The organism is Novosphingobium silvae, assembly GCF_009856825.1.
In the GTDB taxonomy this organism is placed as follows: Bacteria; Pseudomonadota; Alphaproteobacteria; order Sphingomonadales; family Sphingomonadaceae; genus Novosphingobium; species Novosphingobium silvae.
In genome coordinates this window covers 459,733-473,649 of record NZ_WVTD01000001.1, presented here as the reverse complement: position 1 = coordinate 473,649, position 13,917 = coordinate 459,733, and the positions used below count along the sequence as shown (strand labels likewise).

11 protein-coding genes are annotated in these 13,917 nt (G+C 69.7%); 7 read left to right on the top strand and 4 right to left on the bottom strand.

Going from position 1 to position 13,917, the window contains the following annotated elements; genetic code table 11:
* Positions 1-138 precede the first annotated feature (138 nt).
* Both GR702_RS02310 and GR702_RS02305 read left to right on the top strand, forming a co-directional pair.
* Positions 139-1,401: a glycosyltransferase gene (locus GR702_RS02310; RefSeq protein ID WP_160984310.1), complete on the top strand. Its 1,263-nt coding sequence runs from the start codon at positions 139-141 to the stop codon at positions 1,399-1,401.
* Entirely contained in the window at positions 1,398-2,831 is a 1,434-nt protein-coding gene (locus tag GR702_RS02305) for an oligosaccharide flippase family protein (protein WP_160984309.1), read from the top strand. Before GR702_RS02310 ends, GR702_RS02305 begins: the two co-directional genes overlap by 4 nt.
* Before the next feature lie 11 nt (positions 2,832-2,842).
* Here GR702_RS02305 and GR702_RS02300 read toward each other — a convergent pair whose 3' ends face one another.
* Genes GR702_RS02300 through GR702_RS02290 form a run of 3 tightly spaced genes read right to left on the bottom strand, consistent with a single transcriptional unit; the run spans position 2,843 to position 7,050 of the window.
* Entirely contained in the window at positions 2,843-4,537 is a 1,695-nt protein-coding gene (locus GR702_RS02300) for an O-antigen ligase family protein (RefSeq protein ID WP_337192503.1), read from the bottom strand.
* Positions 4,534-6,093 (bottom strand): hypothetical protein, encoded by a 1,560-nt coding sequence (locus GR702_RS02295; RefSeq protein ID WP_160984308.1) that lies wholly within the window; start codon positions 6,091-6,093, stop codon positions 4,534-4,536. The genes GR702_RS02300 and GR702_RS02295 overlap by 4 nt, the downstream gene beginning before the upstream one ends.
* A 33-nt stretch (positions 6,094-6,126) precedes the next feature.
* Entirely contained in the window at positions 6,127-7,050 is a 924-nt protein-coding gene (locus tag GR702_RS02290; protein ID WP_160984307.1) for a WecB/TagA/CpsF family glycosyltransferase, read from the bottom strand.
* A 241-nt stretch (positions 7,051-7,291) separates the two neighbouring features.
* Between GR702_RS02290 and GR702_RS02285 the strand changes: the two genes are divergently transcribed.
* From GR702_RS02285 to GR702_RS02265, 5 genes are all read left to right on the top strand, one after another.
* Complete coding sequence (locus GR702_RS02285) at positions 7,292-8,005, top strand: polysaccharide biosynthesis/export family protein (protein WP_337192502.1); 714 nt, start codon at positions 7,292-7,294, stop codon at positions 8,003-8,005.
* A gap of 71 nt (positions 8,006-8,076) precedes the next feature.
* Entirely contained in the window at positions 8,077-9,186 is a 1,110-nt protein-coding gene (locus tag GR702_RS02280) for a hypothetical protein (protein ID WP_237449498.1), read from the top strand.
* Positions 9,183-10,679 (top strand): GumC family protein, encoded by a 1,497-nt coding sequence (locus tag GR702_RS02275; protein ID WP_160984305.1) that lies wholly within the window; start codon positions 9,183-9,185, stop codon positions 10,677-10,679. Before GR702_RS02280 ends, GR702_RS02275 begins: the two co-directional genes overlap by 4 nt.
* On the top strand, positions 10,676-11,461 hold the full coding sequence (locus tag GR702_RS02270; RefSeq protein WP_160984304.1) for a CpsD/CapB family tyrosine-protein kinase: 786 nt from the start codon (positions 10,676-10,678) through the stop codon (positions 11,459-11,461). Before GR702_RS02275 ends, GR702_RS02270 begins: the two co-directional genes overlap by 4 nt.
* A 22-nt stretch (positions 11,462-11,483) precedes the next feature.
* On the top strand, positions 11,484-12,452 hold the full coding sequence (locus tag GR702_RS02265; protein ID WP_160984303.1) for a phytanoyl-CoA dioxygenase family protein: 969 nt from the start codon (positions 11,484-11,486) through the stop codon (positions 12,450-12,452).
* Between the two features lie 26 nt (positions 12,453-12,478).
* Here GR702_RS02265 and GR702_RS02260 read toward each other — a convergent pair whose 3' ends face one another.
* Positions 12,479-13,906, bottom strand: a complete 1,428-nt coding sequence (locus GR702_RS02260) for a glycosyltransferase family 4 protein (RefSeq protein ID WP_237449497.1) — start codon at positions 13,904-13,906, stop codon at positions 12,479-12,481.
* Between the last annotated feature and the right edge of the window lie 11 nt (positions 13,907-13,917).

Here is a 13,917-nt window from a genome sequence, read left to right as displayed (position 1 = left end):
CAGGCAGGATAGGGCCGGGCACCCCCGCTGGGGCAGACCTGAAAACCCCTAGGATGTTCTCATGATCGACACCCACCACGGCGCGCCAATAGACTGCCGGGCAAAGCTGCCGCTGCGGCATGCAAGGAGATCCGGCACGTGCATATCGGGCTTTGCTCACCCCATTGGCCCCCCTCGCGCGGGGCCAATGGGATCGTCAGCTACGTCGCCGAAGTGCGACGGCACTTCCTTGCATGCGGGCATGACGTGTCAGTCGTTTCGGAAGGGAACCTGATCGCGGCGGACGAAAGCGTCACCCCGCTTGCCCCGCGCACCAGCGCCGGCAGGGCCCTGGCGCGTGCGGGCGAGAGCATCGCCTGGCGCTTCGACCGCTCCTCGGGCGCGCTTGCGCCGCTGGGCCGCATCCTTGCACGGGAAGTGGCCGCCGCCCATCGCATCAAGCCCTTCGACGTGTTCGAGATGGAGGAAAGTTTCGGCTGGTGCGAGATGGTGGGCAAGGCGATCGACGTGCCCGTCGTGACGCGGCTGCACGGGCCTCATATCGTCAAGCCGGTGCGCACGCTCACCCCGGCGCAGCGTCGCTCGGACGAGGCGCGGTGCCGGGCGGAGGCGCGCGCAGTACGCGCCTCGACGCTGGTGACCTCGCCCACCCGCGCGATCCTGAACGAGACATGTGACAAGTACGGGCGGGAGGCCGGGAAGCTCTCGCTCGTCATCCCCAATCCCATCGGCATGGACCCGCAGGCACCCCGCTGGAAGGTGGAGGCATGCGAGCCGGGTCACATCCTTGCGATCGGGCGGTTTGACTTCTGGAAAGGCGCGGACACCATGCTGCTCGCCTTCGATCGGCTGCTGCAGACGCGGCCCGATGCCCGCCTGACGATGGTTGGCCCGGACGAAGGGCTGGAAACCGTGCCGGGCGAGAAGGTGGGCTTCGCGCAGTTCGCACAGGGCCGCCTTTCGCCCGAGGCGCGAGAGCGGATCACCTTCACCGGCAAGCTTTCCCCGGCGCAGATCGCGCCGCTGCGCCTCCGGGCGATGGTGCAGGTCTGCGCCTCGCGCTGGGAGAGTTTCCCCTATGTCCTGCTGGAAGGCATGGCGGCGGGGTGCCCGCTGGTGTCCACCGCATGGCCTGCCGCCGGGGAAGTGATCGTCGATGGAGAGACGGGCCTGCTCACCCCCGTCGCCGATCCGCAGGCGCTGGCGGCGACGCTGGACCGCCTGCTTGGCGACCCGGCCCTTGCGGCGCGTCTCGGCGCCGCCGCGCGCAGGCGGTGCGAGGATGTCTTCGCGACAGAGGTGGTGGGGAAACGCCTTCTGGAGCTTTACGCCGCCGCGATCGGGAACGGTCCGCCGGGGCCGAAGCCGGACGCGCGGGCAAGGGAACTCGAACTCCAATGAGCACGCAGGCAGCCGGCGCCGACTGGTCGCCGTCCACACCCTCCCATCTCCCGGCGTCCGTTCCTGCACCTCTCCCGGCGCCTCCCACTGCACCGGGACTTGCCGAACGCCTGCGCGGCGTCCTGCTTCGCGACACCAACATCGTCGTCGCCTCTGTTATTGCCAACAACCTCCTGCGCGCGGTCAGCAGCATGATCCTGACGCGCCTGCTGGTGCCGGAGGTGTTCGGCATCTCGGGCGTCATCGCCTCGCTGCAGTTCACCGTCGCGCTTGCCAGCGACCTTGGCTTCCAGGCCTTCGTGGTGCGGCAGAAGGATGGCGACAGGAAAGCCTTCCTCGACACCGTATGGACCGTCTCGTTCCTGCGCTCGCTGCTGCTGGCGGCGGTGCTGGCGGCCATCGCCGTTCCGGCCTCGCACGCGCTCGGCCGCCCCGAACTCGCCGCGGCGATTGCGGCTTCGGGCCTCGTCTTCGCGGTCGACGGGTTGGCCTCGGTCAGCCTGCTGAGCGCGCTGCGACACCGCCAGATCCTGCGCCTTTCCACGCTGGAGATCGCCGCGCTCGTGGTGCAGATCGCCGCCAGCGCGCTGCTGGCGTGGGCCTGGGGCAACTACTGGGCGATCCTGGGCGGGATGCTGGTGGGCAGTACGGTCAAGGCCGTGCTCAGCTATGCCATGTTCGGGCAGGGCCTGCATCGCTTCACGCTTGAGGCGGGAACGCTGCGCCAGCTGTGGTCATTCGCCCGCTACGTGACCGGCTCCAGCCTCATCTACCTGCTCGTCACCCAGTGCGACAAGCTGGTGCTCGCCAAGCTGATGCCGCTGGACCATTTCGGCTTCTACGTGCTCGCCGGAAACCTGGCGTCAGCGCCGCTGGGCTTTGCCGCCAACTATGCCAGCCGGGTGCTCTACCCCGCCTACGCGCGGTTGTGGCACGAGGAAGCACCTGACCTGCGGGCGCAGTTCTATGCGCGGCGACGCGTGCCCTCGATGCTCTATGCTCTGGCGACCGGCGGGATCATCGGCAGCGCGCCGCTCGTCATCGGCGTGCTCTACGATCCGCGCTATGCGCAGGCGGCACTCTATCTGCAGATCCTGTGCATCTCCTCGCTCCTCGCGCTGCCCTCGAACGCTGCGAACGAAAGCCTGACCGCCACCGGCCGCGTGCGTGCCACGCTGGAGGCGAGCATCGCCAAGCTCGCATGGCTCGCCAGCGCGGGCACCGCCGGGTATCTCGTGTGGGGGCAGTTCGGGCTGGTGCTGGCCGTCGGCCTGATGGAAGGTTCGGCGCTGGCCATCAAGTGGCTGCGCATGCACCAGGCCCATCTGCTGGACCTGCGGGAGGAAGCGCTGTTCCTTGTCGCCGGAGCGGCGGGGGCAGCCACGGGCTTCGCGACTGACGCGGTGCTCGCCCCGGTGCTGCTGCACTGACCGACGAAGGACTAGCGGACTAGCGGGTCCTGAGGCCGCCCCGGCAGTCCTGCGGCAAGTTGCGGCCATACCGGCTGCGCATGTTCCTCCGCCTTCTCCTCCTCCTCGTGCCAGTAGGTCCGGCAGGCGGCGCGCAGGGCGGCGGCAAAGCCGAAGAAGCCGAACGCGAGGAGCGAGGGTCGCAGGCCGAACGAGGTGAACACCAGCGTCATCCCCAGCATCGCCACGCAGCCGAACACGAAGGCGGCGGGCGCGTAGGCATCGATCTCCACCAGCGTCCAGCGCCTGCTCCACAACATCGCCAGCGGCGAGAACAGGTTGGCGACGAACACCAGCAGTCCCGGCAGCCCGGCGACGAGGCCGAACCACAGGTAGCTGTTCACATAGTCGATGATCCCCTCGCCCTGCCGCATGTCGTTCAGCCGGCTTTCGAGCTGGGCCGAGGAATAGCCGATGATCGGGCTTTTCCAGAACTCCTCGCTGCCGCGCTGGAGGAGATTGCGCCGGTATTCCGCAGTGTCGCTGCCCTGCCCCGAAAGGCCGAGCGATTCCGACCAGTCGGGCGAGGAACTGGCGACGAACACCACCATCGTGATCGCCGCCGCGGTCGGCACCAGCTTGTGCAGCAGGGCGCTCCAGCGGTCGACGAAGATGTCGGCCAGCGCGATCGCCAGGCCAAGGCCGACCCAGGCGTTGCGCGATTGGGGGCTGGACAGGCCCGCGAACGTCACCGCGAAGAGCAGGGCGTGGCGGGCGCGGGTGCGGAAATCGTCGCGCAGCAGCCATAGGGCGAAAGCGCACATGGCAAGGACGAGCGCCATCGAGGTCGGCTCGTTGAACGGCCCGCCCGCCCGCAGCATGGCGCCGCGCATCTTGACGATCAGGAGCATCGGCACGTTGTGGCGCCAGTACAGCTCGTTGTAGATCGGCCAGGTCTGCGACACCTCGAAGACCAGCACGGGGGCGATCGCCGCTCCCGCGCAGGCCAGCCAGCGCAGCGCCGAGCGCATCGCCTCGACCACCGGCAGGCTGCGGCTGAGGATGAAGTAGGGCAGCCCGTAGTCCAGCGCGACGTTGATCGCGGTGCGCATGAAGTGCGTGAAGCTCGTTTCCCGAGCGAGCCCGAAGACCAGCACCACAAGCAGCAGGCTCACGCGCCGGTCGTCCGCACCCGATATCCGGCAGCGGCGCGGGTCCCTGAGGACGAGGAGGGCCGATCCGATCGCCAGCGCATCGTGGACGCCGAAGTCGAACAGCCGGGTGCCGCCGAACTCGAACGTCATGTCGAGGCCGGGCAGCAGCAGCAGGCTGAACAGGTAGATGCCCGCCACCCGTTCCAGCCGCCCTGCGAACAGCGGCACCCAAGCCAGCATGACGAGATAGACGAGCCAGATGTTGGGCAGCATCCATGCCGTCACGGGCATGAAGAAGGCCATCGCGACCGCGCGGGTCGCCATGTCGCGGCGCAGCGGTGCCCGCAGCGCCCACACGAACAGCAGCACGCCCAGCATGCTGATGCAGCCGGCATAGAACGCGGGCTTGTACAGGAAAAAGCAGGCGGTTGCAGCGATGGCCACGCCGAGCGCCAGCAGCGGTGCATTGCCCCCGCCCCCCTCGTGCGACCAGTCCTCGTCTATCCTGCCGGCCGCAGTCGCGCCGATCACGTTCCCGCCGACCCGTTCGATCGCGCCCTCGTGGTCCTTCACTTATGCCCCTCCAGGAAATGACGCACCGCGCGGTACTTGGGCGCCTGCGCCAGCGGCTGGCCGCCATATTCGCGCAGCCCCCACGAGCCGTATTCGGCGATGGGGGCGGTCGATGCATAGAGTGTCAGCGTATCGCCGAAGCCCTCGCGCCAGCCCGCGAGGTAGCGGGCGTAGGCATCGCCCATGCGCGGGTCGCGCTGCAGCGCGCGGGCAAGGGCCAGGTCGCGGGTGACGAGATGCTGCCCGCCCTCGTAGGCGATGTAGCGCTTGCCGTGCGCGGCGGCGATGCGGCGGTTTTCGCGCGCCATGGCGAAAGTGCGCTCGATGGCGGCGGGAAGCTCGGCCAGGATGGCGTCGGCATCGGCGGCCTTGCGGCCCTCCACCTCCAGCCAGAAGTAGGGCGCGGTCGCCAGCGCATCGACCCATTCGGCACTGTCGCCATGACCAAGGACGATGGCGGCGAGGGCGGGATTGGCGTTCTGGGTGGCCGCCACCCGCACCAGCGCTCCGGGGCGGTCGGCGTAGACCTCGCTCCAGACGCGCATCGCCGCGACCATGCGCTGGGCATAGCGTTCCATCTGCGCCCGGGCGGGGTCTCCGCCGCCAAGGCCCATCGCGATCCCTTCCGCCCGGGCATCGCGGGCGGCGGGGAACAGGTCGTTCCACACCTCGTTCCCCAGCTCCACGTAGACGCGGCGCTCCGGCCCCAGCCGATCATGGACGAGCCGGGCGAATGCGCGCACCCATGCTTCGTCGGCATGGTAGGGCATCGTGAACCAGGGATCGGCGCCTGCCGCCTTCGCCAGATCGACCATGTCCTCCACCGATACGCCGCCCGCTCCGACCTGCGAGGACGAGCGCGGCAAGGTGCGCGCGCTCCAGTCGCTTCTCGGGTTCTGGTTGGTGTGCTGCCAGTCCATGAACCGGATGACCGCGAAGTCCGAGGCGAACGCCATGAAGGCGGGATCGAAGCGCGCGGCGGGCGAAGTGCCTTCGCGGCGGCAGTCGAGGTCGCGCAGCGGGTCGGCCCGGTCGGTGTCCATGAGCGTGAGCCATGCGCCTTCGCCTTCCGCCCCGGTCGGGGCCAGTTCGAGATCGAGGCTGCGCGCATCGCCTGAGACCACGCGCGCCACGCCCCCGGCGCCAAGCTCTCCCTTTCCCGCGAAAGTGCAGTGCACGCGCACCGTGCGGAAAGGCGCGGGCGGCAGGACCAAGGGGCGCGGCGCCGTCTGCCCGGGCTCAAGGTAGCGGATCCAGCCGAGCGGATCGAGCTGCGCGGGGGGAAAAGCCTTCCAGCTGCCCGTGCGCGCTTCGAACCATTCGCTCTGCGCGATCATGTTGGCGAAGACCTGCTGCCGGTTGCCGGTGTCGATCCCGAACAGGTTGATCCCCAGCTGCATCGCGCGCCGGGCGGGTAGGGGCGAGGGCTCACCGGCAGGGAAGGCGAGGCCCGTCGCCCCGCGCAGGGCGCCGGCGCGCGGGGGATCGGCGAAGTGCGCACAGACCGGCAGGGACACCGCCGCTGCCGCAAGGCTGGCCAGGATCGTGCGCCTCACCTTCAGCGCTCCGCTCCCTGCCCGGGCCATCTCTCACCCACCGAGCGGGACCCGCGCGGCGCTCCCCGCAGGCATGGGCGCGCGGCGCCGCCAGTCCTGATGGATGCGGAAGATCTGCGGCCCTTCGATAAGGTAGCGTCGCCACATTCGCTGCGGGTTCGAGCAGAGGCGGAAGAACCATTCGAGCGACATCTGCTGCATGACCGCAGGCGCGCGCTCCTGCTCGCCCGAGAGGAATTCCAGGCTCGCCCCGATACAGAAGCCGATGCCCCTGCTGCCCCGGGCCTTGGCGACGCGGCGGGCCACGATCTCCTGCTGCGGCGAACCGACCGCGAGGAACGAGTAGCGTGCCCCGGCATCGACCAGGAAGCGCACGGCACGGGCCGTCTCTCGCGGGTCGTGGATGAAGCCCATCGGCGGATTGTAGTGCTTCACGTCGACAAGCCCGAACCGCTCGACGATGCTGGCGACCGTCGCTTCGCTGCCGCCCAGGATGGCGATCGGATCGCGAGGCGCGATGCCTTCCTGGAACAGCCGAAGCGTCAGGTCGCTGCCCGTCACCACCGGCAGTTCGCGCCCGTCCCCATGCGCGAGGCGGGCCAGGATGCGGCTGTCGCACAGCGTCATCCAGGCGGCGCGATAGGCGGGCCACAGGTCGGACCGGCGGCGCAGCAGGCGCACGACATGGTCGACGTTGGGCGTGACGACATAAGTGAAGGGAGCCGAGGCGGGGCGTTCGATCACCGCCTCCAGCGCCAGCGTCAGGTCTAGCGGCGTGAAGTCGAGTTCGAGGAACTCCACGTCCGCTCCGCGCGGCGCAGGTGACGGTGTGGTCTGCACGGCCGCCGTCACCCGCACGGGCGCTTGCCGCGTCAGCGCCGGCGCGAGCACCGGCGGCAGGCCTGCGACAACGGGCGCGGGCGCTAGGATCGACGTTTCCAGATTTGCAAGCGACATGGCTGTGCCTCCCCGTCGGCACTATGGCGCACGAGGCGGCCTCCGGTCTTCCCGAGGAACACCGATGGCCTTTGGACCTGCGGGTTTTTGCCACCCGGATTTCCCTGCTCTCATGGGCATGGTCCCATGCGCATTTTCCCCCACGGATAAGGGAGCCCCCCTTTGCGCGAATTACACAGCGCGCCTCCTCCGGATAGTTTTCGGGGCAGGTCGGCATCTCATGCGGGCCGAGGGGGTGAACGTGAATTCTTCAACGCTTTCAAGGGACCGCGATCCCGGTCCGGCCAGGAACAAGCGCCGCAGCCACGTCCTGCCGCGCGCCGCTTTCGGCCAAGTCGCGGCGATGTTCATGCTGGTCGCGTCCGGGACGATTTCGGCCACGCCCGCCAGCGCCGGGACGCAGGTTCCGGCGCAGGCCGTGGCGCCCGCCGCCGCCGCCGCGCCTGCGCGCTACACGATCAACACCGGCGACCAGCTCGACGTCTTCGTCTGGGGCGAGGAGCGCATGCAGCGCCAGGTGCTGGTGCAGCCCGACGGCACGTTCGCGTTCCCGCTCGCCGGCACGATCCGCGCCGCGGGCCGCAACGTCTCCGACATCGCGGACGAGATCCGCGAGCGCATTTCGCTGAACTACACCTCGGCTCCGCCCGACGTGACCGTCTCGGTGCGCGAGACGGAAGGCACCCGCTTCTATGTGCTGGGCAAGGTGAAGCAGCCCGGCAGCTTCGCGAGCGGAACCCGCCCCAACGTGCTCCAGGCGCTCAGCATGGCGGGCGGGGCGGACGAGTTCGCCGACATCGGCAACGCCGTCATCATGCGCCAGACCCCGCAGGGCGAGATCGTGGAGCCGGTGCGCCTGAAGCGGCTGCTCAAGGGAGGCCGCTCGCTGAAGTCCGGCGCACTTTCCAATCCGTTGCCGACCCTTTCGAGCGGCGACGTCCTCATCGTCCCGTGACGGGGCGGCGCCGTGCTTCGCTGCCTGTCCCCGCTCCCGCCGTTCTGGCCCGAGCCATCCTTGCACCGGTCGTGCTTGCTCCTGCCGTCTGGGCCTCCGCTCCGGCGGCGGCGCAGGAGGCGCCTTACATCGAATTCGACATGACCGTGGTCACCGGACGAAACCCGTTCCTGCTGCCCGGGGACGATGCGATCACCACGGCGGGAGAGATGGGCGCGCGGGGCGCGGCCACGATCGATGTCGACCATGCCAGCACCCTCGCGCTCGACGGGCGCGTGGCCTATCGCAAGTACGATCGCAGGTTCGGCTCCTTCGTGCTTGGCAACGCCCGCGCCGATTTCGACCACCGCAGCGACGAGCACCTCTCGACGCGGACCGGTGCATCCTACGAGCGGTATCTCCCGCTGGAGGGCATGGTCGCCAGCATCGATGCCGCCATCGACCCGGTCAGCCTGCAGGAACGCTACGTCGTCGATCAGGACGTGCGCTGGCGGCCGGACAGGCAGACGACCGTTACCGGCATGGCCATGTGGAGCCGCATCGCTCCGCAAGGATCGCTTCTCCTTTCGCGGACCGATGCCGTCACTCTGGTGCTGAGCGGCGAGCGCCGCCTGGCACGCTTCACCTGGATCGGCCTTGAAAGCCAGGCGACCTTCAGCGACACGGCGGACGGCAGCAACTCGCGCGCGGCCACTGTCCGGGTGAAGGGCGGGGCGCGGCTGGCAAAGGGCCTCACCGCCGACATCTCGCTCGGCCTCGCCACGATCTCGCAAGGCTATCCCGGTCGCCCCCGCAGCGGCGGTTCGGGGCAATTCAGCGCCCTCGGCTCGATCTGCTACGATCCGCGCCGCTTCCGCCTGTGCGTCACCGGGCGGCTCGCCCCCACGGTCACCAGCTTCGAGGGCATCCGGCGCGAAAAGTCGCTGAACGCGCGCTTCGACCTGCGGCTCATGCCGCGCGCCGAATTCAGCCTCGAGGCGGACTACCGGTCCATGCCCGGGGTCGGCCAGATGACCGACCCGGAAGTCATGCGCGCGTCCGCCCGCTTCCAGCGCCAGATCGGCAAGTACGTGAAGCTCCAGCTCGGCGCGGACTACGACCGCCGCACCGGCATCGCCAGCCAGAGCCTCGATTCCTGGACCGCCAGGATCGGCGCCACTTTCCGGATACCCAGCCTATGAACAGCACGATCTCTCCATCCGGGCGGCTTCATCACGCAGGGATGCGCCCCGAGCCCGAAGGCTTTGCGCTTCACCCCGCGGAAGTCCTGAACATGCTGCGACGGCGCTGGCGCTGGCTGATCGCACCCACCGTGCTGGGGGCTGTCGCAGGCGTGGCGGTGATCGCCACGCGCGAGCCGGTCTATCGCTCCACGGCGACGCTGCTGATCGATTCGCCGCAGATCCCCACGAACCTCGTCGCTTCTCCGCTGACCGACATCGCCGACGAGCGGATCGCCAAGATCCGCCAGCAGATCGTCAGCCGCGACAGCCTGACCGGGCTGATCGACCGTAACGGCCTCTACCCCGAGGAACGGGCCGGCATAGAGGAGCCCAAGCTCCTCGACCTGATGCGCGGCGCTGTGGGCGTCAATCTGGTGGCGGCCAACCAGAACCAGGGCCGGGGCGGCGGGACGATCGCCTTCAACCTCTCGTTCGACTACAGCGACGCGCAGAAGGCCCGCGCGGTGACCGAGCAGCTGACCCGGATGTTCATCGTCGAGGACAAGCGCTTCCGCACCGAGCAGGCGAGCGGGACCGCCGCCTTCCTTGCGCAGCGTTCGGGGGAGATGCGCCGCCAGCTTGCCGAACTCGACGCGCGCCGCCGCGGCGTGGAAGCCCGGTATGCAGGCTCCCTGCCGAGCGACGTTTCGCTGAGTTCGCAGTCCAGCTCGGCGCTGCGGGCCGAAATCTCGCGCACGGATGCCGAAACGCAGGGCCTCGTCCAGCAGAGCGGCCTCCTTGCCGCGCGTCAGCAGGAACTGGAGCGCAGTCCTCCCGCCGGGGCGGAGAACCTGCACCGCGCCGAGGAACGGCTCGCCCGCCTGCTCGCCACCCATTCGGAGAAGTTCCCCGATGTCATCGCCGCCCGGGCCGAGGTCGAGCGGCAGAAGGCCTCGCTCAGCCGCCAGCCCGCCAGCAGCACGATGCTGATCCAGGCCGAGATCGCCGCCAGCCGGGAGCGCATCGCCACTCTGGCCTCGCGCCGGGCGGAACTGGTCGGCACGCTGGGCGAACTCGACCGGCGCATCGCCATGGCGCCGCAGTCCGCCTACGAACTCAACCAGATCGGCCGCGACTACGACAACATCAAGCGCCAGTACGAATCGCTGCGCGACAAGCAGCTGGAAGCGCAAGTCGCCGCCAATCTCCAGTCGGAGGACAAGGGCGAGCGTTTCACCGTGGTGGATCCGCCGAACCTGCCGCTCCATCCGCTAGGCTCACCGCGCTGGATGGTGCTGCTGCAGGGGATCGCGGCGGGCTTCTTCCTCGGCCTTGCGCTGGTGGTCGGGCGGGAACTGTTCGCCGGGATCATCCATGGCGCCGAGAGCCTGCGCCGCGCCGTCCGCGCGCCGATCCTTGGAACGCTGGGCACCACCAGCACCACTCCCGCCGGCGCCTGGCTGCCAGGCCTTGGCGGAGGAACACCCTCGATCACGGGAGCAGGCCGATGAACGCCGAGATGCAATTCTTTCAGCAAGGCCGGCCGCAGGGCCGAATAGAGCTGATGCCCGCCCTTGGCGTGACGCTGGAGCCTGATCCCCAGCACCTTGCCGCCAACGGGATCGCTGGCTTCGGGGCGATGAGCGATGCGATCCAGCCACTGATGATGGCGCGCTCGGCGCTTCTCGATCATGCACGCAGCAGCGGGCACCGCCGCTTCGCGATCACCTCGGCCGAGCCGGGGAACGGAAAGACCCACATCGCCGCCAACCTTGCCGCGGTGCTTGCGCGCGTGCACCCGGCGGTGCTGGTGGAGCTCGACCTTCGCCGTCCTTCGCTGGGGGAGCGGCTGGGGCTGCCCGCCGACGCCCTGGGGGTGGACGATTTCCTCTCCGGCGAGTGCCCCTGGGGCGCGACCGAGATGCGCTTCGAGGGGGTGGACCTTGCGATCCATCGGGTGCGGCGGCAGCGGGCGGGGGCCGAGAGCCTGCTCGCCTCGCCGGCCCTGCCGCTCGCGCTCGACCGCGCTAGCGAGAGCGGCGCGATCTGCATCGTCGATACCCCGCCCGCCATCCTCAGCGACGACCTGCTGCTCATCGCGCAGGCCGTCGACGGCGTGATCGTGGTGGCCGAGGAAGGCCGCTCCAGCAAGCGCGGCCTCCAGGAGATCGTGCGGGTGGTGAGCCCGACGCCGGTCATCGGATCGATCCTCAACCGGTCGATCACGCTCCCTCGCCGCCGCGAGGGCTACGACTACTACCAGGCCGCGACAAAGAACGTCGCGCCGGCCTGATCGCCGCGACCGGAGAGAACCCATGCCAGCCCTGATTTCCGAAAAGCGGGCGCGGTGGCTGCGCGACCTGCCGGCCCGCACCGCGCTCAAGGCCTTCAACCAGCGGCACGTGCGCCGCTGGCTGGGCCAGCGCCATGCCGCCGCCGTGGACCGCCACGCGCCCCGCCTGCCCGACACGGACGAGGTGGCCGCCGGGATCGTCCAGGCGCTGGACCGCAACGGCGTGTGCGTCACCTCGCTCGACGCGCTTGGCCTGGGGCTGCAGTCGCTCGCCGTCCTGGATCTCGCCAACAGCCTGGCACAGGCCTTCGCGCCCGAAGCGCGGGCGCTCTCGCAGGCCGGGCAGCAGTTCATCATCGTCCCACCGGCCGAGATCGTGCGCAATCCCGCGATCTTCCATTGGGGGCTGCAGGACCGGCTGCTCGACATCGCGGAAGCCTATATCGGCCTACCCGTCGCCTATGACGGGGTGGCGATCAACTATACCGTGGCGGATGGACGCGAGGTCTCCACCCGCAAGTGGCACCGCGACTGGGAAGACCGGCGCATGCTGAAGGTCGCGCTCTATGTTCATGACGTCGATGCCGAGGGCGGGCCGTTCGAGGCCATTGCGCGGCACGACACGGTGCAGAGCGACCACGAAGGGTACGACTACGAGCTGGCCGACGATGCCGAACTGGCGCGGCGGCTTGGCGCGGACTTCGCGGACGACGTGGTGAGCTGCACCGGCAGGCGTGGCACCGTGGTGTTCTGCGACACCGCGCGCTTCTTCCACCGCGGCAAGCCTGCCACCGCGCGCGACCGGGCAGCGGTGTTCTACAGCTATTTCGCCAATCCGCCCCGCCATCCGTTCCTGTGCGAGCGCACCGGGATGGACCGCGCCGATGCGGTCCGCCTCGCAAGCACGCTGCCCGAGCGCCAGCGCCGCGCCGCCAACTGGCGGCAGGAGCTTTCGCCGGTGCTGAGGATGATCCCCTCGGCCAGCCTCTGACGAAGCGGGACGGGGGAGCGGGCGGCTTAGCGTCGCCCTGTTCGCCGGCCCGCCCGGCGTTCTGCCAGCGGCTCCAGCAGCGCGGCGAGCAGCGCTCCGCTCCGGGTGGGATCGTGCCGCTCGCCAACGCGCAGCCGGGCGCGCTCGCCCATGGCGGCGAGTTCCTCGGGCCAGGCGTCGAGCGCGGCATCCATGGCTTCCTCCAGCGCCGCGACGGAGCCTGCGGGCACCAGCCAGCCGACCGATGCGTCCACCAGTTCGGGGATGCCGGCGATGGCGGTAGCGATCGCGGGTACGCGCATGGCCATCGCTTCCATGAGCACGACCGGCAGGCCCTCTGCAAAGCTGGGAAGCACCAGCGCGCGAACCCCGCCCAGCGCTTCGCGGATTGTCTCGGGCGAGGCCCAGCCGCGCAGCTTCACCACCTCGCCAAGTCGCAGCCGCTCGATATGGGCCTCGATGATCGCGCGGTCCTCGCCGTCGCCCACGATGTCGAGCAGCACCGGCCGCCGCGAGGCGACACGTGCGATCGCCTCCAGCAGCAAGGGCAGCCCTTTCTGCGCGCTGAGGCGGGCCACGCACAGGAAGCGGACGGTATCCCTTTCCGCGACTTTCCCCGGCGTCTCTCCCCGGTGCAGGAACAGCGGATCGGGCGTGCAGTGGACCACGTGGATGCGCGGCCAGTGGTCCGGGTGCGACCATCGCATCAGCTGCGAGCGCCCGAAGCTCGACACGCCCACGACGAACGCGGCCTCGGCGATCTTCCCGGCAAGATCGAGCGCGCGCGGCGCATCGAATTCGTCGGGGCCATGCGCGGTGAAGCTGTAGGTGAGGGGGGCCATTCGCGCGGCGAGGCGGACGACCGTGGCCGGGTTGGTGCCGAAGTGCGCATGGACATGGCCGATCCCGCGCCGCTCGCAGTGCCGGGCGACCAGCGCGCCTTCCGCGAAGTAGGCGAGCGCGCGCACGCAGCCCGCGATCCCGCCGCGCCCTGCTTGCCTGCCCCGCCATGCCAGAGCCAGCGCGCCCAGCGCTGCACGCGGCCGGGTGCATACCTGCCCCGTCACGGCGGAGACGAGGGCGAACGGCCGTTCGAGGATCGCGCTCGTCCGCTGCGCCTCGGCCCGGTCGTCCGGAGCGAGGTCGCCGGTGCGGCGGATGGTCAGCCGCTCCACCGCGATCCCGCGCCGCTCCAGCGCGGCGATCTCGGTGCGGATGAAGCTGTGGCTGATCTTGGGATAGACGTTGCTGAGGTAGGCGACGGCCATCCGTTCGCCCGCAACCGGATGGGAAACGCGGGCCCTGCGCGCGTCGATGAAGGGGGCTGCGCGGGCCGCATCGCTCCACTCGTCGCGCAGGAACGCCAGGGGGCCGGGCAGCACCTGTTCCGGGTTCTCGATTGTCGGGCGATTATGCATCGGGCCATTATGCGGGGCGCTTGCGGTGCTTTGCATTGCGTGTTTCC

Coding starts and splice junctions, on each gene's coding strand:
- GR702_RS02305 (WP_160984309.1), top strand. CDS start 1,398: ATGAGCACGCAGGCAGCCGGCGCCGACTGGTCGCCGTCCACACCCTCC.
- GR702_RS02275 (WP_160984305.1), top strand. CDS start 9,183: ATGAACAGCACGATCTCTCCATCCGGGCGGCTTCATCACGCAGGGATG.
- GR702_RS02265 (WP_160984303.1), top strand. CDS start 11,484: ATGCCAGCCCTGATTTCCGAAAAGCGGGCGCGGTGGCTGCGCGACCTG.
- GR702_RS02270 (WP_160984304.1), top strand. CDS start 10,676: ATGAACGCCGAGATGCAATTCTTTCAGCAAGGCCGGCCGCAGGGCCGA.
- GR702_RS02290 (WP_160984307.1), bottom strand. CDS start 7,050: ATGTCGCTTGCAAATCTGGAAACGTCGATCCTAGCGCCCGCGCCCGTT.
- GR702_RS02260 (WP_237449497.1), bottom strand. CDS start 13,906: ATGCAAAGCACCGCAAGCGCCCCGCATAATGGCCCGATGCATAATCGC.